This is a genomic window from Mesorhizobium sp., from assembly GCF_004963255.1.
In the GTDB taxonomy this organism is placed as follows: Bacteria; Pseudomonadota; Alphaproteobacteria; order Rhizobiales; family Rhizobiaceae; genus Mesorhizobium.
In genome coordinates this window covers 1-16,807 of record NZ_SUGA01000026.1, presented here as the reverse complement: position 1 = coordinate 16,807, position 16,807 = coordinate 1, and the positions used below count along the sequence as shown (strand labels likewise).

Below are 16,807 nucleotides of genomic sequence, written 5' to 3'. Positions count from 1 at the left end.
AAAAGGCAACCAGCGGTCGCTGGAAACTTTCCGATGCGTATAGGAATTTAATCCTTGGTGGGGCGATTCTCGCTGGAGGTCGCGGTGGTTCGTCGTAACAAGGCAAAGCAATTATCGGAGTCGGAGCTTGACCGGTTCCTGATGGCGGCAGGAGAGCTGCATCGCAGTATTGTGGCCCCGTTGATATCGACGCAATGCGATCACTACCGCTCGATGCAAACCCTGCACGAGGCATTGCTGAAAGCGGTGAAGGACATCACCGGCAAGGACGCTGCTTTTATTCGCTGGTTTGGGGCGGGGTCGCAGTAACTGCGTCGCCCGCGGCGCTTGCGCGTCCCTCAATGCGCGTCCGGCGGCGGCGCCTTCGGCGTCACGTTGCGCAGGAACGGGACCAGTGCGGTAGCGATGACGAAAGCCACCATGATGACCAGGAACGCGTCCGCATAGGCCATGGTGGAAGCCTCGCGATAGGCGAGCTGCCAGAGCTGCTTCAGCGAGGCGGCGTGGCCGTCTTCGATGGCGCCGGGCAACTGGCCGTAGCGTTGCGCAACGTTGTCGACAAGGCGCATGGCCGCCTCGTTCTGCGGCGTCAGATGCGAAGCGATCGTCAGGAAATGGAAGTTGGTGCGGTTGTTGAGGATCGCGCCGCAAATCGCGATGCCCACCGCGCCGCCCAGATTGCGCATGGTGTTGAACAGGCCGCTGGCATATTTCAGCCGTTCCGGCGGCAGGCTGCCGAGCCCGAGATTGACGCTGGGCGCGACGGCGAAGACCTGCGGGAAACCGCGAAAGATCTGCGGCAGGAGGAGCTCGGCCGAGCCCCACTGACTGGTGATGGCGGAAAAACTCCACATCGAGGCGCCGAAGGATGCCAGGCCGAACATCATCAGCCAGCGCGTGTCGAAGCGCTTGGCGAGGAAGATGTAGACCGGAACGCCGACCAACGAAGCGACGCCGGTCGAAAACACCGCTAGCCCCGTTTCAAGCGCGTTGTAGCCGCGCACATAGCCGAGGAACAACGGCGTCAGATAGATCGTGGCGAAGATGCCGATGCCGGTGATGAAGGAGAGAAAACAGCCGATGGCGAAATTGCGGTTGCCGAAGGCGCGGAAGTCGACCACCGGCTGCGCATAGGTCAGGCTGCGCACGACGAACAGGACGAGCGTGACCACGGCGACGACGGCGCCATTGCGGATCGTGGCGTCGTCGAACCAGTTCCAGCGCGATCCTTCCTCCAGCACATATTCCGCCGTGCCAAGGCTGACCGCCATGAGCGCCATGCCGATATAGTCCGCGCCCTTCAGCAACGACAGATCACCCTTGTCGATCTTGACCAGCAGCGCGACGAGCACGGTGATGACCGCCCCGGGGATGACATTGACATAGAACAGCCAGTGCCAGTTCAACGTGTCGGTGATCCAGCCGCCGATGACTGGCCCTAGCGTCGGCGCGATCGAGGCGATGCTGCCGACGACGGCGGCGGCGTAGACGCGCCTAGGGCCCTGGAAATAGTGGAAGGACGAGGTGAACACCGTCGGGATCATCGAGGCGCCGAGCAGCCCCTGCAGCGCCCGGAACACGATCATGCTTTCGATGTTCCAGGCAAAGCCGCACAGCATGCTGGCCAAGGTGAAACCGGCGGCCGAGATGGTGAAGAGCCATCTGGTCGAGAAGACGCGTGTCAGCCAGCCCGACAGCGGGATGACGATGATCTCCGCCACCAGATAGGAGGTCTGCACCCAGCCGATCTGGTCCTGCGCGGCCGACAGGCCGCCGCCGATATCCTGCAGCGAGGAGGCGACGATCTGGATGTCGAGCAGCGCGATGAACATCCCCACGCACATCACCATGAACGGCAGGATGCTGGCGAGGAAGGATTGCGGGGCGGCCGGCGCTGACATGGCGCCCTCAGCGCGATCCGGTATCGACGGTGACGACGGTGGACAGGCCGGGCCGCAGCGCGACCTTGCCCGCCTGGTCGGCGTCGATCGCGATCCTGACCGGTACACGCTGCACGATCTTGGTGAAATTGCCGGTCGCGTTCTGCGGCGGGATGACGCTGAAGATCGCCCCCGTGGCCGGCCCCAGGCTGGTGACATGGCCCTTGAGCGGCTGGTCGGGAGCGATATCGGCATAGACGGTCGCGGCCTGCCCGTCGGCCATCGCCCGCAACTGGTCTTCCTTGAAATTGGCGTCGACCCACAGCCCAGAGGCAGGAACGATGGTCAAAAGGTAGCTGCCCGGCGAGACATAGGTGCCGACCTGCGCCAGCCTGTTGCCGACGATGCCGTCGATCGGCGAGCGGATTTCCGTGAAGCCGAGATCGAGCTGGGCGGTGTCGAGATCCGCCTTGGCGGCCGCGACTTCCGCGGTCGCCTCCGAAATCTGGGTGTTGAGGACGTCGAGCTGCTGCCTAGATGCCGCAAGCGCCGCCCGCGCGGCGGCGACGGAGGCCTGCGCCTGGCCGTCGGCCGCGGCGCTCTTCTGGGCATCCTGCTGCGAGCCGGTGCTGGCGCTGGCAAGCACCGCGTAGCGCTTGGCATCCTGCGCGGTGAACGCGGCGGCAGCGCTCTTGGCCTCGAGATCGGCGCTGGCCTGCTCGATCAGCGAGTTCTGCAGCGATATCTGGGCACGCAGATTGTCGAGCGCCGACTGCTTCTGCTCAACCGATGCCTGCGCACGTTCCAGCGCCGCCTTGAACGGCCTGTCGTCGATGCGGATGACAGGCTGGCCGGCGGCGACATGCTGGTTGTCCTCAACGAGCACCTGGTCGATATGGCCGGCGACGCGCGGCGCCAGCGGCGTGACATTGCCGCCGACATAGGCGTCGTCGGTCGTCACCATGAAGCGGTTGGCCTGCCACCACTCGGCGCCATACCAACCGGCGGCAGCGATAGCGATCAGGGCTGCGCCGAGCAGCAGCGGCTTGCGCCGCTTCTTCGCCGGCTTCGGGGCTTCAACGACGGAGGCCTGCAACTCGGCCGGGGAAAGAGCCTTGTTCATCTGCTTCGCACCTCTTCCTGGCCGCCATTCTCGACCAGCGGGAGGCCCGGCCCCTCGCTGCTGAAGCGGTAGCGTTGCCGCATGCGATCGCTGGCTCTCGGTCCCGTGGCCAAGGCGAAGCCGCCGCTGTCGAGCTGCCTGCCGGTCTCCTTGTCGACCAGGACCGGATCGGCCCAGCGCCCGTCCGCCGTGTCCACCACGACGAGGCTCGGGCCCTCGGGCGCCAGGTGCCGGTTGCCCCACGCAAGCAGCGTAAGCAGCACCGGCCGGAAGTCGCGGCCCTTGGCGGTCAGCACATATTCATGGCGCAGCGGCCGTTCGCAGTAGGCGCGCTTCTCGAACAGCCCGCGCTCGACCAGGCTGTTCAACCGCCGCGTCAGGATGTTGGGCGCGATATCAAGGCTCTTCTGGAACTGGTCGAAGCGGGTAAGGCCCTGAAATGCGTCGCGCAGCAAAAGGATGCTCCACCACTCGCCGACCTCGTCGAGGCTGCGCGCGATCGGACATGGGCGCGTTTCGAAGCTCGTCCTGGCAACCATTTCCGTCGCTCACTATCAAGATGCAAGTCACGAATAGCCGAGTTAGTTGCATAATGCAAGTCACTATGCGGCGCAGATCTGGAATCGCTCGACACGAAGTCGTGAGCGGTCTCGTACCTGCTGGCTGTTTGGCTATTCTCGGACGAAGGTGTCGAGGCTGGTGCCGAAGGCACGCCAGGTCCCGACCTGCTTGCGGGAAGCGATTTCGCCCTCCTTGCCGGTGATGGTGCTGCCCGCCACCGTCAGCCACATCGTCTCCAGCTTGCCGTCCCGCAATATGCCGGTGTAGCTCACCGCGGCCGGGCCGGCCGTACCCTCGCCGGCGGCCGTCACGCCAATCACATCGCCATGCGCGATGCCGAATATCGGCACGGTCTGTCCATAGAAGCTGCTGTCTTCGAGCGCCGTGCGGAACGTGCCTTCGATCCGACCGCCCTCCTCGCGGGTGATATCGAGGACGGACCCATACTGATTGCGCCATCTGCCGCGCCAAGGCATTCCGCTCCTCCACGACCGTCTTCGTCTTTCGGCGGATTCGGTCCTGCATCTAAAGCACCGCTCCGAGCGGTCAAGGACCGCCAGACGTGCCCGGACCGAACGCAGGACAGTGCGCTGGTTTAGGGGATCAAGCTGGGTCCAGGGAACATCGGTGGTTTTGAGTCCACCGCGCATTGAAAAGGGCGGCGCAAGCGCCGCCCTTCGGGAGGATGATGTTTCGTAGGCGCTTTAAGCGGCCTGGGCTTCGCCGGCGATCGCGTCGGCGGCGCGGGCCGCCTTCAGCACCTTCGCCCACCAGGCGACGTCATTGACCAGCGCCACGGCGGCCTGGTTCAGGTGCTCGAGATCCTCGAGCTTCTTCTCGCCCTGGCGCACCGCAAGGAAATCGCCCCAGGCGATATGCACGGCCGACTTGACTGGCGCCATCTGCAGCTCGACGGCGATGAGGCGGAGCTGTTCGACCGCGCGCGCGCCGCCGACCGAGCCGTAACCGACAAAGCCGGCCGGCTTCTTGTTCCATTCATTGGCGGCGTAATCGATGGCGTTCTTCAGGACACCGGTCGGAGCGTGGTTGTATTCGGCGGCGGTGAAGATGAAGCCGTCGAACTCGGCGACCTTCTTCTGCCAGCGCTGCGCCACTTCGTTCTGTGACGGCGCCCAGGCGGAGGACGCAACCTCGTCGAAGAAAGGCAGCGGCCAGTCGCGCAGATCGACGATCTCGACGTCGATGTCGGCATGAGCCTTGGCGATCTTCGCGATCCACTGCGTCGGCACGTCGGCGAAGCGAGCGGCGCGTGTCGAACCGACGACGATGGCGATTTTGGGCTTGGACATAAGGGGCTCTCCTTGCGGGAATTTCTGGTATCGTTTGGATACCGGCGCTATATGTGATACTGACAAACCAGCGCGCAAGGGGGCACGTTTATGTTACTGAGGCACCCGCATATCACCGAAGACTGCCGTGCCGTGTCGGAAATCCTGCAGCGGGTCGGCGATAAATGGACCGTGCTCGTGGTCGGCAAGCTGGGCGACGGGCCGTTGCGCTTTAACGAATTGCGCGCCGCCGTCGGCGGCATTTCGCAAAAGATGCTGACCACCACCTTGCGTGGTCTGGAACGCGATGGCTTCGTCACGCGCAAGGTGTTTCCAACCATTCCGCCACGCGTTGACTACGAGCTGACCGAGCTCGGTCATGAACTGCTCGTGCCGGTCGGCGCGCTTGGCGAATGGGCCCGGAAGAACACCAATCGGGTCCGCGAGGCGCGGGCGAGATTCGACAGCCAGCAAGCCTGAACCCCTTTTTGGTTCAAAGGTTTGCGAACCATTGAACAACCGTGCCGCTCGGCGCCGGGCCCGTCGTGCCTCCGGCTTTGGCCGGATCTTCTGCGGCTCTGCAGCCAGCCTCGCAGGCGTCGCCACGCAACCGTCTCGACAAGGATGACTGTCTTTAGCCGGCCACCGATCAGGCGCTTGCAGCGGTAGTGGTGCAGCACGGTGTCGAGCAGTTCTCGTGCTGCGCGTCCTTCTTGTCGATCGCCTTCAGGCCCTTCACGCATGCGACGCGTGGAAGGTCTTTGCTGATCTCCACATAGGCTGTAACGCCGAGCAAGCAGACCAGCGCGATAAGGGCTGCCACGAGCCAGCCGTTCAGCATGTGTTGACGCATTGTTTTCCCCCTCGCGACCACAAACTGGGGCGCGAAGGCAACCATTGGATGTCGCGGAGCGCATCTTCCGCGCGGGCGTCGTTACAAAACCGCAAGCTTGGGAGAATCGGAGACCCGTCAGCTCTCGGCCGGAACCGGCTTCGGCTTGCCCTCGCCGTCGAGTGCCACCATGACGAAATCGGCATGGGTGACCTTCTCCATCAGGTCGGAAAGGTAGCGCTGCGCCCAGGCCTCGACCTTGAGCAGCATCGAGGTGCGGCCGACGCGCTCGACATGGGTGTAGATGCAGAGCGTGTCGCCGATCTTCATCGGCTTGGCGAAGGACATCTCCTTGACCGCGGCGGTGACCACGCGCCCCTTGGCGCGCTCGGCGGCGCGGATGCCGCAGGCAAGGTCCATCTGCGCCATCACCCAGCCGCCGAAGATGTCGCCGGCGGCATTGGCGTCGGAGGGCATGGCGAGCGTGCGCAGCGTGAGATCGCCGAGTGGTTTTCCGTCCGCGTAATGCACCATGGCGAAATCCTTAGGGGGTCAGTTGCTGTTGCCTAGCAATGCGACCGCCATGTCGCAAGCTCTGGTGAAAGCGAAATGCGCGCCACCCCGCCAGTCGCTTTTTTCACAAGCCATGCCGGAAGGTCCGGCGACGACGTGAACCGGCAATGTCTAGGCTAGGCTACGAATTTCGGAGCGCGGCCGCCCATCATGCAGACTTATGATTTCATCATCGTCGGCTCCGGCTCGGCCGGTTCGGTCGTGGCCGACAAATTGTCGGCTTCCGGCCGCTTCTCGGTGCTGGTGCTGGAGGCCGGCGGGACCGACCGGCGCTTCTACGTCCAGATGCCGCTCGGCTACGGCAAGACCTTCTTCGACCCGGCCGTCAACTGGAACTACAAGGCCGAGCCGGATCCGGGTCTCAGCAACAATGCCGACCACTGGCCGCGCGGCAAATTGCTCGGCGGCTCGAGCTCGATCAACGCCATGGTCTTCATCCGCGGCGCGCGCGAGGATTTCGATGCCTGGGCCGCCGCCGGCAATCCCGGCTGGGGCTATGACGACCTCCTGCCCTCATTCAAGGCGATGGAGGACAATGCGGCTGGCGCCGACCAATGGCGCGGCGTCGGCGGCCCCTTGCACGTCACCGATTGTTCGCGCGCGGTGCACCCGCTGACCAAGCGCTATCTCGCTGCCGCCGAACAGGCCGGGCTGCCCTTCAATCCGGACTTCAACGGCGCCTCCCAGGAAGGCGTCGGCGTCTACCAGATCACGACCAGGAACGGCCGCCGCATGTCCGCCGCCCGCGCCTTCCTGCGCCCGGCGATGAAACGCTCCAACGTTCGCGTCGAGACCAACGCACTGGCGACAAGAATCCTGTTCGAGGGCAAGCGCGCGGTCGGCATCGAATACGAGCAGAACGGCGAGACCAAGACGGCTCGCGCCGGCCGCGAGGTGATCCTTTCCGGCGGCTCGATCAACTCGCCGCAGTTGCTGCAGTTGTCCGGCGTCGGCCCCGAGGCGCTGCTTGGCAATCTGGGGATCCCGGTTGTCCACGCCAACGACAATGTCGGCGCCAATCTGCAGGACCATGTCGGCATCAACTATACTTTCAAAGGCAAGCTGCCGACGCTGAACCAGATCCTGCGGCCCTGGTGGGGCAAGCTGCTGGTCGGCATGCAATACATCCTCTTGCGCTCCGGACCGCTGTCGCTGTCGATGAACAATGCCGGCGGCTTCTTCCGCACCGATCCGTCGATGGCGCGGCCGAACATGCAGCTTTATTTCCAGGCCTTCTCGACCGTCATCCCGAAAAGCGGCGAACGTCCGATCCTGACGCCCGACCCCTGGCCGGGCTTCTCGATCGGCCTGTCCAACTGCCGCCCGTCGAGCCGCGGCGAGATCATGATCCGCTCAAACAATCCGCGCGACTATCCGAGGATCACGGCCAATGCCTATTCGACCAATGCCGATGTCGACGAGATGCTGGCCGCGGTGAAGTTCGTGCGCAGGATCGCCGCGATGCCGGCCATGGCCGAGATCATCGAGGAAGAGGTTCTGCCTGGGCCCTCGATCCAATCGGACGCCGACCTCATCCAGGATTTCAGGAAGCGCTCGGGCACCGTCTACCACCCGGTCTCGACCTGCCGCATGGGGCCGGACGCGGCGCGCGCCGTCGTCGATCCACGGCTTCGGGTGCACGGGCTCGAGGGCCTACGCGTCATCGACGCTTCGATTTTCCCCGACAACATCACGGGCAACACCAACGCCGCCTCGATCCTGACCGGATGGAAAGGCGCCGACCTGGTTCTGGAGGATCAGAAATGAAAATCACCGACGTGAAGACCTGGGTTGTCGGCAACCCGCCGCCCGGCATCGGCGGCAAGTATTTCATCTTCGTCAAGCTCACTACCGATGGCGGCGTCGTCGGCTATGGCGAAGCCTATAACGCCACCTTCTCGGCCCATGTCACCGCCAGGATGATCGAGGACATGGCCGAGCGCTATCTCGTCGGGCGCGACCCGCACGACATCGAAAACCTGTTCCGCCGCATCTATTCCTCCGGCTTCACCCAGCGCCCGGACGTCTCCGGCATGGGCTGCTTTTCCGCGCTGGAGATGGCCTGCTGGGACATCATCGGCAAGGAGGCCGGCAAGCCGGTCTACAAGCTGCTTGGCGGCCAGGTGCACGAGACGCTGCGCGCCTATACCTATCTCTATCCGCACACCGGCAGCGTCCACTCGGAAGATGCGCGCGGCCGGAATGTCTACAACGACCCCGACATGGCCGCCGCCTGCGCGCTCGAATATGTCGAGCAGGGCTTCAACGCCGTGAAGCTCGATCCGGCCGGGCCCTACACCGCCTATGACGGCCACCAGCCGCGCCTGATCGACATCGACCTCTCGGCGCGCATGATCAAGGCGATCCGTGAAGCTGTCGGCACCAGGGCGGACATCCTGTTCGGCACGCATGGCCAGTTCACCGCCTCCGGCGCGCTGCGCCTGGCCCGCGCCATCGAGCCCTACGATCCGCTGTGGTTCGAGGAGCCGGTGCCGCCGGATATGCCCGAGGTGATGGCGCAGGTCGCACGCGGCACCTCGATCCCGATCGCCACCGGCGAGCGGCTGACCACGAAATTCGAGTTCGCCCGCGTCATCGAGAACCGTGCCGCGACCATCCTGCAGCCGGATCTCGGCCGCTCCGGCGGCATCCTCGAGACCAAGAAGATCGCCGCCATGGCCGAGGCCTACCACATCCAGGTGGCGCCGCACTGCTATTGCGGCCCGATCGTCGGCGCCGCGAACATCCAGCTCGCGGTGACGCTGCCCAATTTCCTCATCCTGGAATCGCTGAAACAGTGGGACGGTTTCCACGCCACGCTGCTCAAGAAGAAGATCGAATGGCAGGACGGCAACGTCATCCCGTCGAAGGAGCCTGGCCTCGGCGTCGAGCTCGACGAGGCGGTCTGCGACGCGCACCCCTATGACGGCAAGGACCTGCATCTGCAGATGATGCAGACGCCGTTGATGCCGTGACCCTCGCTTACGCCTTCATCGGCCTTGGCCATCTCGGCGGCAATCTTGCCGCCAGCCTGCTGCGCAAAGGCTTCGCCGTCACGGTCTTCGATCGCGACCCGGCGGCTGTCGAGCGCCTCGTCGCGCTCGGCGCCACGGCGGCGGCGAGCCCCGCCGAGGCCGCTGCCCGCGCCGGCAACGCGATCACCTGCCTGCCTTCCCCCGAGGTCAGCGAAGCGGTGCTCGCCGACGCGGACGGATTGCTCAAGGGCCTGCCCGCGGGCGGCGCCTGGATCGAGATGTCGACCAATGGCCGCGACGAGATTTTGCGGCTCGCCGCGCTTGCTTCGGCAAAGGGCATCGAGACGCTCGAATGCCCTGTGACCGGCGGCGTGCATCTGGCGGCGGCCGGCAAGATCACCGCTCTCGTCGGCGGCGACGCCGCGCTCTACGAACGCCATCGCCCGGCGATCGAGGCGATGTGCGCAAGATCCTTCCTGATGGGACCAGTCGGCTCGGCGGCGGTCATCAAGGTGATCACCAACATGCTAGCCTTCATCCATCTCGTCGCCGCCGGCGAGGCGCTGATGCTGGCCAAGCAAGGCGGTCTCGACCTCGCCCAGGCCTATCACGCGATCGTCGCCTCTTCCGGCAACAGCTTCGTCCACGAGACCGAAAGCCAGCTCGTGCTCAACGGCTCCTACGATATCGGTTTCACCATGGACCTGGCGCTGAAGGACCTCGGCTTCGCGCTCGCCATGGGCAGGGATTTCGGCGCGCCGCTCGATCTGGCGACACGCGTCAACGCGATCTTCGAGGAGGGCAAGCGCGCCTATGGCGGCGATGCCTGGTCGACGCAGATCGTCAAGCTGCTTGAGGATGCGGTCGGCACGGAGCTTCGCGCGCCGGGCTTTCCGGCCAGGCTCGAACTGTAATCCGGCAAGAATTTAGCCAGCTATTTCAATCACCTGACCACTTCGGCTGAATCAAGCCCTCAGCCAGTTGACTCAACCTCTGAGCCTCAGCGCGCCGGGCAGGATCTCGAACGTCGCCGGAATCCGCCCCGGCGACTCGCCGTCTATGTCGACCAGCGCGCCATTCTTCTCGACATCGCCCAACGGCTCGACCAGCACCTTGCGGCCGCGCAGGATGGTGATCGCCGGATGGTTGCGGTGCCGCCCGCCATAGAGCAGGCGGATGTCTCTTATCAGGCCGAGCTTGCCGGCTGCGCGCAGGATGACGATGTCGAACAGGCCGTCGGCGAGCTCGGCGTCCGGGGCGATCATCATGCCGCCGCCGAAGAATTTGCCGTTGGCCACTGCCACCAGCGCCATGCGCGCCTCGACCGGCTCGCCGTCGTCGATGGTGATCCGGACGTCCTGGAAGCGGTAGCGGACGAACTCCAGCACCGTGCGCCAGAAGAACAGCGCCTTGGCCGAGACCCTGCCCTTGCGCTTGTCGGCATTGACGGCGCGATCCGTCGCGCCGGATAGGCCGAGGCTGGCGATGTTGATGAAGTGGCGGCTGGCCAGCTTGCCATGATCGTCGATATAGCAAACCCGCCCGGCGTCGACTTTCCGCGCCTTGGTATCGGCGATCCGTTTCAGCGTGGCATCGATGCCGCGCGGCATGCCAAGCCCGCGCGCGAAATCGATGCCGGTACCGCATGGCAAAAGCCCGAGTTCGCTCGTCCTTCCGGTCTCGTCCTGCGCCTGCAGCAGCCCGTCGGCCACTTCGCTGGCGGTGCCGTCGCCGCCGGCCGCGATCACCAGCCCGCATCCGCCGGCGGCGAGGTCGATCGCCAGCCGCTCGGCGTCGCCGGCGGCTTGCGTCTCGCGCAGGTCGAAATCGCCGAAATTCGCCTTGAGCGATGCCGCCGCCTCCGCCCAGTGCCGCTTGAGCCTGCCGCCTCCGGCAATCGGATTGAGAACCACCCCGACCTTCAAACCGACCTCCCCCGAGGCACATCGCGCGAAATGCGCGGCAGAATCCGCGCTGGCGCCCGAAGTCTTTTGCCGACCCAAACTCTTTTGCCGACATTCAAACGCGGACCGGGCGGCGCGACAAGGCTCCAACATCCAAGGTCGCTAAAAAAGCGGGGCAGGCTGTCTAAGGGGTTCGGCCGCCGAATTCCGAGGTTTTGCCGTCGGTCCCCGATAATCCCGCTATCCACAGGCAGGCGGGCATTCCGCAAACCGCTTACCCGGCGTACATTCAACCCATCTCAGGCGGCCACTGAACGCCCCAGCCGAAAGGCAAAAGCGCAAGGCGGATTTCCTGAGGCCCGTACGGCCCAGAACGAGAGCAGGTTCGCCTGTTGGAGGGACGGATGCCGAGACCTACGGGTGCCGCGGAAAGCGTGCCAACGCCGACGGCGGACCGATGCTGCCATGAAGGCCGGGAAAAACCTTCGATGGCACGCTGGGCGAAGCCCGCAAGGGTGGAGATCGGCGTGGTCTGGAACGGGCGCTGCCCTCGGGTGGCGACTGGAAGGACCGTCAAAATCAAGGCTGGCCTGGCGCGACGACTTCACGGAAGTTGCTGCCTTGACCGGTTCCTGATCTGACAGGGAGGCGCTGGGAGCAATCCCAGCGCCGACTGTCTTTTTGGGTAGCCAAGCATGCCTGAGGCATTTCGGTCACAGTCGCCGCCTGAGCAACCTTCGGAAACGTCCCGTCATCCACATTTCACAATCGTGGCCAAATCCCGCCTTGTTCGGCATGGATTGATGCGAGTGGGGTGAAGGGGCAATTTCGAAGGGACAAGACCGTGATCAAGACCGCCCTTGTCGCCATGACCATCGTCGGCTGCGACTGCGACGCGAAGCTCTGCGAATATATCGGCGAGACGCCGGCCAAGTGGGCGACGATTGCCGACTGCGAGGCGGCGATGAAGAGCCAGATGCTGCATCAGAAGAATTTCAACTATCCGTTGGTTTCGGGCATCTGCCGCGTCAAGGGCTCGGCCTCTTCCTCGGAGCTTGCCGCGAAAGCCTCCAGGCCGGATCTGAAGCCCAGGAACCGCGTGGTCGAAACCATCGCCCCGCTGCCGCCCGAGCTCGACCATCGCCCAAGCGTTCCAGTGGGCGGAACCGTGACGGCCAGCGAAACGGAAGCCGCGAAGCCCGTCGCCTTCGATGGGTCGGTCGATGGCGGCCGCGCCGTGCTTTACCGCACCAAGGCCGGCTATGCCGTGGTCAAGACCGATCTCAGCCGCGCCGCCGGCGCGACCGTGGACGCAGCGAAGCGCTCGGCAAGCTGGCTGGCCGATCTGACAGGGCTGTAAGCCCATCCAATTGAGGTCAGGCCGCCTCACCTGAATATCGGCACGCCCTACAGCTTGACCTTGAGAATCTCCCAGAACTGCATTCTCCTGGTCGCCGATGCGCGTGATGAATAGCAGACGCTGGTTCCGACGTAGCGCTTATCATTTCGATGACGGTTGACGTGGGCCACTTTGCAAACCACCCGGTTGATCACGTCCCCGCGATGCGGAAAGATAGAGGCCTTTCGGAAGTTGGGGGCCCTTCGATGACCTTGGCTGTTCGCGCCGCACTGTGTCTTTTCTCTATGTTGGGGTCGGCGACGGCCGGCGCTCAGGCAACCGATCCGAACGATGACCACGTGACCATATTCGCTCCCGGCGATCCGGAAATGGCAGCCGCGACAAAGCAGGCGCTTTCCGGCCTCGACGAGTTCCTCGCGCTCGCCGACAGCCCTCCGGCCGGCACGTCGCGCTTCAAGCTGAAGGTGAAGGTAAAGGACGGCAATATCACCGAGCATTTCTGGGTCGTGCCCTTCCGCCGCACCGAGGCCGGATTTGTCGGAATCCTGTCGAACCAGCCCGCCGAGGTGCATAACGTCTTGCTCGGCCAGAACATCGAATTCACCAGGGACGATATCTCCGACTGGGGCTACACCAGGAACGGCCATCAGGTCGGTAGCTTCACCGTCTGCGTGATGTTCAAAAGGATGTCGAAGGAGGAAGCCGACGACCTGCGCGCCAAGTACGGCTTCGACTGCTGAGCCTAGCCAACCGACTCGTCCTTCGCGCCGATCTTGCGCACCAGCGCCGCCGTCGCCAGCATGGCCCCGAGATCGGTGATCATCGGCGCGACATGCGCGTTGTAGTCGATCGGCTGCGCAATATCCGGCAACTCGAAGAAGTTCTTCGAGCGCGGCATCAGCAGAAAGCCGTCGCTGCCGCTGAGCGCCACCCGCGCCTGGTCGTAGGGCCATGTCTCGCGCAGCCAGGTCAGCGCCTGCGCCATCCGGCCGGTGACCAGAGGCCGCGCCGCCTCGACATTGTCGGTGCGGAATTCATAGCTCGCATCGAGGTCTTCGACGCCGGATGACAGCTCCTGCATCTTGGAGGCGAACATGCCGCGGAAGAAATGCGCCACCTTGCCGGCCTTGCGCGCCGCGACCAGCGTTCCCGGGAACGGCTCGATGGTTTCGAAGGCGACGATGACGCCTTTGAAGGCGGTCGTCTCGCTTTTGCCGGATCCTTCCCAGAGCTTTGCCTCGTAAAGCTCGAAGGGAAAATCCTCATAGCGTCCGGAAATGACGTCGTCGAAGCTCTGCCGGTTGAAGGCGCCGACGGTTTCGCGCGGCATCCTGTCGAAGGAGTTCGGCCGCACGCCGTGCTGATAGCGCACGTCGCGCACGAAGCCGAAGATCATCGGCAGCAGCGTGTCGCGGAACGACTGCTGCAGCCGGGTCGCTGGCCGCAGCGCCTGGAAATAGAGCACCACCGCCGCGACCATGCCGCCGAGATAGAGAAAGACATGCGGCGTCGAGAGCCATTGTTCGTGAGGATCGGCGACAGCGTTGAACAGCCAGGCTATCAGCGCGACGAAGACGACGACCAGGCCGACGAACACCGGCACGCGCCAGCGTACCTGTCTCTGGGCCGATGCCCGTTTCGCCTCATACGCCTCGATGCCGCGCCTGATGCCCGCGATAACCGCCTCGCTCGGCATGAAATCCGCTGCTTCCATGGCCACCCCCGGCCGTCGCTGAGATCGGCCTATGATAGCGGCTTTCGCGCGAAAGTCGCCTGCGCTTGCGGCGGGTGGAGCTAGTCCCCCGAAATCGGGAAAACCGCCTCCAGCCGCGCCGCAACCCGCCGCTTGAGCGCGCCGTCCAGAGCCTCCACCGGCACCAGCCGCTCGTGGTTGCCTGCTCGCAGTCGCATGAAGAAATGCTGCCGGTAGGCGGCGATCCTACCGTGCGTGGCCGGATCGGCGCTGACGTCGACCACGAATATCGAGCCGATGCGTGCCGGCCATGGCAGCCTGGTCAAGGCAGTGCCGAGGAAATCGCCGAGCCCATAAGCGGTGACACTGCCGCCGATGCGCTCGACGGGCTGCACGACATGGGCATGATGGCCGACGATCAGCCCGGCGCCCTTATCCGCCAGCAGCCTCGCCAGCGCCCGCGTCGCCTTGCGCGGAAAATGCCGGAACTCCCAGTCCCAGTGCGGCACCGCGCAGGCAAGGTCGATACCGGACATTGCGTTGCGGGGCCATTCGGCGGCCTGCATCAAGACACGTTCCTCAAACGGCGCGGCGCCGGTGTTGCGCCAGAGCGTAAAGGCCGCGAAGCCGATCGTCAGCGATCCGGCGGCATGACGCTGGACAGGTCCGCCCGCAACCGTTCCGACGGTTCGGATCCCGAGCCGGTCGAGCGCCGCGAGCGTTTCCTCGAAACCGCCAATCCCCTGATCGAGCACGTGGTTGTTGGCCAGCGACAGCACCAGCCTGTCGCGCGCGATGCCGACAGCAGCAAGGGCGTCAGCGAGAAAGCGCTCGCTCATCGCATGATGCGTGCCGAGCCATGTGCCCATCGCCGCGCGTGACCGTTCGATGATCGGGCTTTCGCAATTGCCGACCACGAGGTTTGCAGACGAAAGCAGCCCGGCAATCGCCGGATCGCATTCCGGCGCATCGCGATTGGCAACGGCCGAAATGTCGCCGACGAAGGCCAGCCGCACCGTCCGCATCGGCGGCGGATCGCTCAACCTCGCCTTGGACGCAGCAAAACCATTGCTGTCGCCGCCAAGCGACGGCCGCAGCAGGCGCGGCAGCCAGGACAGTTTGTAGGAAAGCGGATAATTCGACACGGCCAGGTCCAGTTTTGCTTTCTCTAGACTGTCTGCCCAGCCGATTGAAGCCGACCGCCGTATCGAAAGCTGCCCCCCAATCGGCGTGGGCTAGGCGACGCCACGAGCCAAATGCGTATATGCTTGCGACACGACGCAGTGGAGGGCGATGACGATGCGTAGAACGGTCCTTGCAGCAGCCTTGTTAGCATTCCTGCCGGCGTCCTTCGCCTGGGCGGAGATGCCGGACGCAGCCAAGTCCTTGTTCGAGGCGAAGAGCGTGGCCGAGCGGAACACAGCGCTATCGACATTGGAGGCCTCAGCGGCGAAGGACCCGGCATCGGGCTATGCGGCCGGCGCCGGCGAGTTCTTCACTGCGCTCGAGCTCCTCGCCGGCGGTCTGCATCGCTACGGCTTCGATAGCCCGAAATCCTTCATGCTGCCGCTGATGCAGTTGCCCGTGCCGGACAATCCCAACCCGCAGCCTCTGACCTATGAGGAATTCCGCGCCATCCTGGTCTCGTTCCGCGACCGGCTGGAAAAATCCGCCGCAACGCTGGGTTCCGTCCCGGCCAACGCCGACATCGGCATGGTCGTCGACCTCACCCGCGCTGGCATCGATCTCAACGAGGACGGCGCCATCGCGCCGGAGGAAAGCTTCGCCGCGATCATGGCAGCGCTCTCACGCGGCAGCGTCGACATGAGCGCTGCCGCGCCCTCGCTCACCTTCCGCTTCGACCGCGCCGACGGTTTCTGGCTGCAAGGCTATGCGGAGTTCCTGATGGCGCAGGCCGATTTCTGGCTGGCGCATGATTTCAAGGCCATGTTCGACGGCTCTTTCCACATGCTGTTCCCGCGCGCCAAACTGCCGCTGCAGGACGCGCTGGTGCCGCTGGACGTCGGCATGAGCGGCAACATGTTCGCCTCGGAATGGCGTTTCGCCGACTTCATCTCGCTGGTGCATCTCGTCAACTGGCCGGTGGTCGAGCCGGAACGCCGGCAGGCCGCGCGACGCCACCTGCTGGAGATGATCCGGCTGTCGCGCGAGGACTGGAAAGCGATCCTGGCCGAGACCGACAACAACCGCGAATGGCTGCCCGGGCCGCAGCAGAAAGGCGCCAATCCCCTCACCGGCCTCGACGTCGGCCAGGAGCAGGTAACCGCTTGGCTCGCCACGCTGACGATGGCGGAGGACCTTCTCGAAGGCCGCGTGCTGCTGCCGCATTTCCGCATCGCCGGCAAGGGCATCAACATGAAGCGCTTCTTCGACGAGCCGAAACCCTTCGACCTCGTTCTGTCGATCACCGGCCCCGGCATCGCGCCCTATCTCGAGAGCGGCAAGATCCTTACCAGCGACGATTTCGACCAGATCCAGCGCGAGTTCGGCGGCGCCGGGTTTTTGACGTTTGCGCTGTGGTTCAATTGAGTGTCGCAAGTCTGGGTTCCTCGCCCCCATGAAATGGGGGAGAGGTGGCTCGGCGAAGCCGAGACGG

The 16,807-nt window shown here is 64.6% G+C and carries 18 protein-coding genes; 8 read left to right on the top strand and 10 right to left on the bottom strand.

Annotated features, from left to right (window positions below; genetic code table 11):
• The first annotated feature begins 57 nt into the window (after nucleotides 1-57).
• A complete protein-coding gene (locus tag E5X34_RS22865) occupies nucleotides 58-309 on the top strand; it encodes a hypothetical protein (protein WP_348632071.1) in 252 nt (83 codons plus the stop codon).
• A gap of 29 nt (nucleotides 310-338) precedes the next feature.
• Here the strand turns inward: E5X34_RS22865 and E5X34_RS22860 are convergent, their stop codons facing one another.
• The 5 genes from E5X34_RS22860 to E5X34_RS22840 form a co-directional block, all read right to left on the bottom strand.
• On the bottom strand, nucleotides 339-1,901 hold the full coding sequence (locus E5X34_RS22860) for an MDR family MFS transporter (RefSeq protein ID WP_292569202.1): 1,563 nt from the start codon (nucleotides 1,899-1,901) through the stop codon (nucleotides 339-341).
• Between the two features lie 7 nt (nucleotides 1,902-1,908).
• Nucleotides 1,909-3,003 (bottom strand): HlyD family secretion protein, encoded by a 1,095-nt coding sequence (locus E5X34_RS22855; protein WP_292569199.1) that lies wholly within the window; start codon nucleotides 3,001-3,003, stop codon nucleotides 1,909-1,911.
• Nucleotides 3,000-3,542, bottom strand: a complete 543-nt coding sequence (locus E5X34_RS22850; RefSeq protein ID WP_292569194.1) for a helix-turn-helix domain-containing protein — start codon at nucleotides 3,540-3,542, stop codon at nucleotides 3,000-3,002. Before E5X34_RS22850 ends, E5X34_RS22855 begins: the two co-directional genes overlap by 4 nt.
• Nucleotides 3,543-3,674: 132 nt before the next feature.
• A complete protein-coding gene (locus tag E5X34_RS22845; protein ID WP_292569191.1) occupies nucleotides 3,675-4,040 on the bottom strand; it encodes an avidin/streptavidin family protein in 366 nt (121 codons plus the stop codon).
• Nucleotides 4,041-4,268: 228 nt separating this feature from the next.
• Nucleotides 4,269-4,874: an NADPH-dependent FMN reductase gene (locus E5X34_RS22840; RefSeq protein WP_042646171.1), complete on the bottom strand. Its 606-nt coding sequence runs from the start codon at nucleotides 4,872-4,874 to the stop codon at nucleotides 4,269-4,271.
• Between the two features lie 90 nt (nucleotides 4,875-4,964).
• Here E5X34_RS22840 and E5X34_RS22835 point away from each other — a divergent pair, with 90 nt between their 5' ends.
• Complete coding sequence (locus E5X34_RS22835; protein ID WP_292074511.1) at nucleotides 4,965-5,333, top strand: helix-turn-helix domain-containing protein; 369 nt, start codon at nucleotides 4,965-4,967, stop codon at nucleotides 5,331-5,333.
• A gap of 169 nt (nucleotides 5,334-5,502) precedes the next feature.
• Here E5X34_RS22835 and E5X34_RS22830 read toward each other — a convergent pair whose 3' ends face one another.
• Both E5X34_RS22830 and E5X34_RS22825 read right to left on the bottom strand, forming a co-directional pair.
• Nucleotides 5,503-5,706, bottom strand: coding sequence for a hypothetical protein (locus tag E5X34_RS22830; RefSeq protein WP_292569185.1), 204 nt, complete (start codon nucleotides 5,704-5,706; stop codon nucleotides 5,503-5,505).
• A gap of 117 nt (nucleotides 5,707-5,823) precedes the next feature.
• On the bottom strand, nucleotides 5,824-6,219 hold the full coding sequence (locus E5X34_RS22825) for an acyl-CoA thioesterase (RefSeq protein WP_292569182.1): 396 nt from the start codon (nucleotides 6,217-6,219) through the stop codon (nucleotides 5,824-5,826).
• Nucleotides 6,220-6,408: 189 nt separating this feature from the next.
• Here E5X34_RS22825 and E5X34_RS22820 point away from each other — a divergent pair, with 189 nt between their 5' ends.
• Genes E5X34_RS22820 through E5X34_RS22810 form a run of 3 tightly spaced genes read left to right on the top strand, consistent with a single transcriptional unit; the run spans nucleotide 6,409 to nucleotide 10,147 of the window.
• Nucleotides 6,409-8,025 carry a GMC family oxidoreductase N-terminal domain-containing protein gene (locus E5X34_RS22820; RefSeq protein ID WP_292569178.1) on the top strand — a complete coding sequence of 539 codons (1,617 nt, stop codon included), beginning with the start codon at nucleotides 6,409-6,411 and terminating at the stop codon, nucleotides 8,023-8,025.
• Complete coding sequence (locus E5X34_RS22815) at nucleotides 8,022-9,233, top strand: mandelate racemase/muconate lactonizing enzyme family protein (protein WP_292569175.1); 1,212 nt, start codon at nucleotides 8,022-8,024, stop codon at nucleotides 9,231-9,233. The genes E5X34_RS22820 and E5X34_RS22815 overlap by 4 nt, the downstream gene beginning before the upstream one ends.
• Nucleotides 9,230-10,147, top strand: coding sequence for an NAD(P)-dependent oxidoreductase (locus E5X34_RS22810; protein ID WP_292569172.1), 918 nt, complete (start codon nucleotides 9,230-9,232; stop codon nucleotides 10,145-10,147). The genes E5X34_RS22815 and E5X34_RS22810 overlap by 4 nt, the downstream gene beginning before the upstream one ends.
• 72 nt (nucleotides 10,148-10,219) lie before the next feature.
• Here E5X34_RS22810 and E5X34_RS22805 read toward each other — a convergent pair whose 3' ends face one another.
• Entirely contained in the window at nucleotides 10,220-11,158 is a 939-nt protein-coding gene (locus E5X34_RS22805; protein WP_292569169.1) for a diacylglycerol kinase family protein, read from the bottom strand.
• A gap of 823 nt (nucleotides 11,159-11,981) precedes the next feature.
• Between E5X34_RS22805 and E5X34_RS22800 the strand changes: the two genes are divergently transcribed.
• Together E5X34_RS22800 and E5X34_RS22795 are read left to right on the top strand one after the other, a co-directional pair.
• Nucleotides 11,982-12,497 carry a hypothetical protein gene (locus E5X34_RS22800; RefSeq protein ID WP_292569166.1) on the top strand — a complete coding sequence of 172 codons (516 nt, stop codon included), beginning with the start codon at nucleotides 11,982-11,984 and terminating at the stop codon, nucleotides 12,495-12,497.
• Between the two features lie 338 nt (nucleotides 12,498-12,835).
• Nucleotides 12,836-13,237, top strand: coding sequence for a DUF2314 domain-containing protein (locus tag E5X34_RS22795; protein WP_292569163.1), 402 nt, complete (start codon nucleotides 12,836-12,838; stop codon nucleotides 13,235-13,237).
• A gap of 2 nt (nucleotides 13,238-13,239) precedes the next feature.
• Here the strand turns inward: E5X34_RS22795 and E5X34_RS22790 are convergent, their stop codons facing one another.
• Together E5X34_RS22790 and E5X34_RS22785 are read right to left on the bottom strand one after the other, a co-directional pair.
• A complete protein-coding gene (locus E5X34_RS22790; RefSeq protein WP_292569160.1) occupies nucleotides 13,240-14,211 on the bottom strand; it encodes a DUF3137 domain-containing protein in 972 nt (323 codons plus the stop codon).
• Between the two features lie 80 nt (nucleotides 14,212-14,291).
• Complete coding sequence (locus tag E5X34_RS22785) at nucleotides 14,292-15,335, bottom strand: CapA family protein (RefSeq protein WP_292569157.1); 1,044 nt, start codon at nucleotides 15,333-15,335, stop codon at nucleotides 14,292-14,294.
• Nucleotides 15,336-15,483: 148 nt separating this feature from the next.
• Between E5X34_RS22785 and E5X34_RS22780 the strand changes: the two genes are divergently transcribed.
• Nucleotides 15,484-16,740: a hypothetical protein gene (locus tag E5X34_RS22780; RefSeq protein ID WP_292569152.1), complete on the top strand. Its 1,257-nt coding sequence runs from the start codon at nucleotides 15,484-15,486 to the stop codon at nucleotides 16,738-16,740.
• The last annotated feature ends 67 nt before the right edge of the window (nucleotides 16,741-16,807 follow it).

Bases quoted from the DNA above. Each gene is read 5' to 3' on its own strand.
- E5X34_RS22780 (WP_292569152.1), top strand. From the start codon at position 15,484: ATGACGATGCGTAGAACGGTCCTTGCAGCAGCCTTGTTAGCATTCCTG.
- E5X34_RS22815 (WP_292569175.1), top strand. From the start codon at position 8,022: ATGAAAATCACCGACGTGAAGACCTGGGTTGTCGGCAACCCGCCGCCC.
- E5X34_RS22855 (WP_292569199.1), bottom strand. From the start codon at position 3,003: ATGAACAAGGCTCTTTCCCCGGCCGAGTTGCAGGCCTCCGTCGTTGAA.
- E5X34_RS22845 (WP_292569191.1), bottom strand. From the start codon at position 4,040: ATGCCTTGGCGCGGCAGATGGCGCAATCAGTATGGGTCCGTCCTCGAT.
- E5X34_RS22820 (WP_292569178.1), top strand. From the start codon at position 6,409: ATGCAGACTTATGATTTCATCATCGTCGGCTCCGGCTCGGCCGGTTCG.
- E5X34_RS22830 (WP_292569185.1), bottom strand. From the start codon at position 5,706: ATGCGTCAACACATGCTGAACGGCTGGCTCGTGGCAGCCCTTATCGCG.
- E5X34_RS22825 (WP_292569182.1), bottom strand. From the start codon at position 6,219: ATGGTGCATTACGCGGACGGAAAACCACTCGGCGATCTCACGCTGCGC.
- E5X34_RS22790 (WP_292569160.1), bottom strand. From the start codon at position 14,211: ATGGAAGCAGCGGATTTCATGCCGAGCGAGGCGGTTATCGCGGGCATC.
- E5X34_RS22840 (WP_042646171.1), bottom strand. From the start codon at position 4,874: ATGTCCAAGCCCAAAATCGCCATCGTCGTCGGTTCGACACGCGCCGCT.
- E5X34_RS22860 (WP_292569202.1), bottom strand. From the start codon at position 1,901: ATGTCAGCGCCGGCCGCCCCGCAATCCTTCCTCGCCAGCATCCTGCCG.
- E5X34_RS22850 (WP_292569194.1), bottom strand. From the start codon at position 3,542: ATGGTTGCCAGGACGAGCTTCGAAACGCGCCCATGTCCGATCGCGCGC.
- E5X34_RS22835 (WP_292074511.1), top strand. From the start codon at position 4,965: ATGTTACTGAGGCACCCGCATATCACCGAAGACTGCCGTGCCGTGTCG.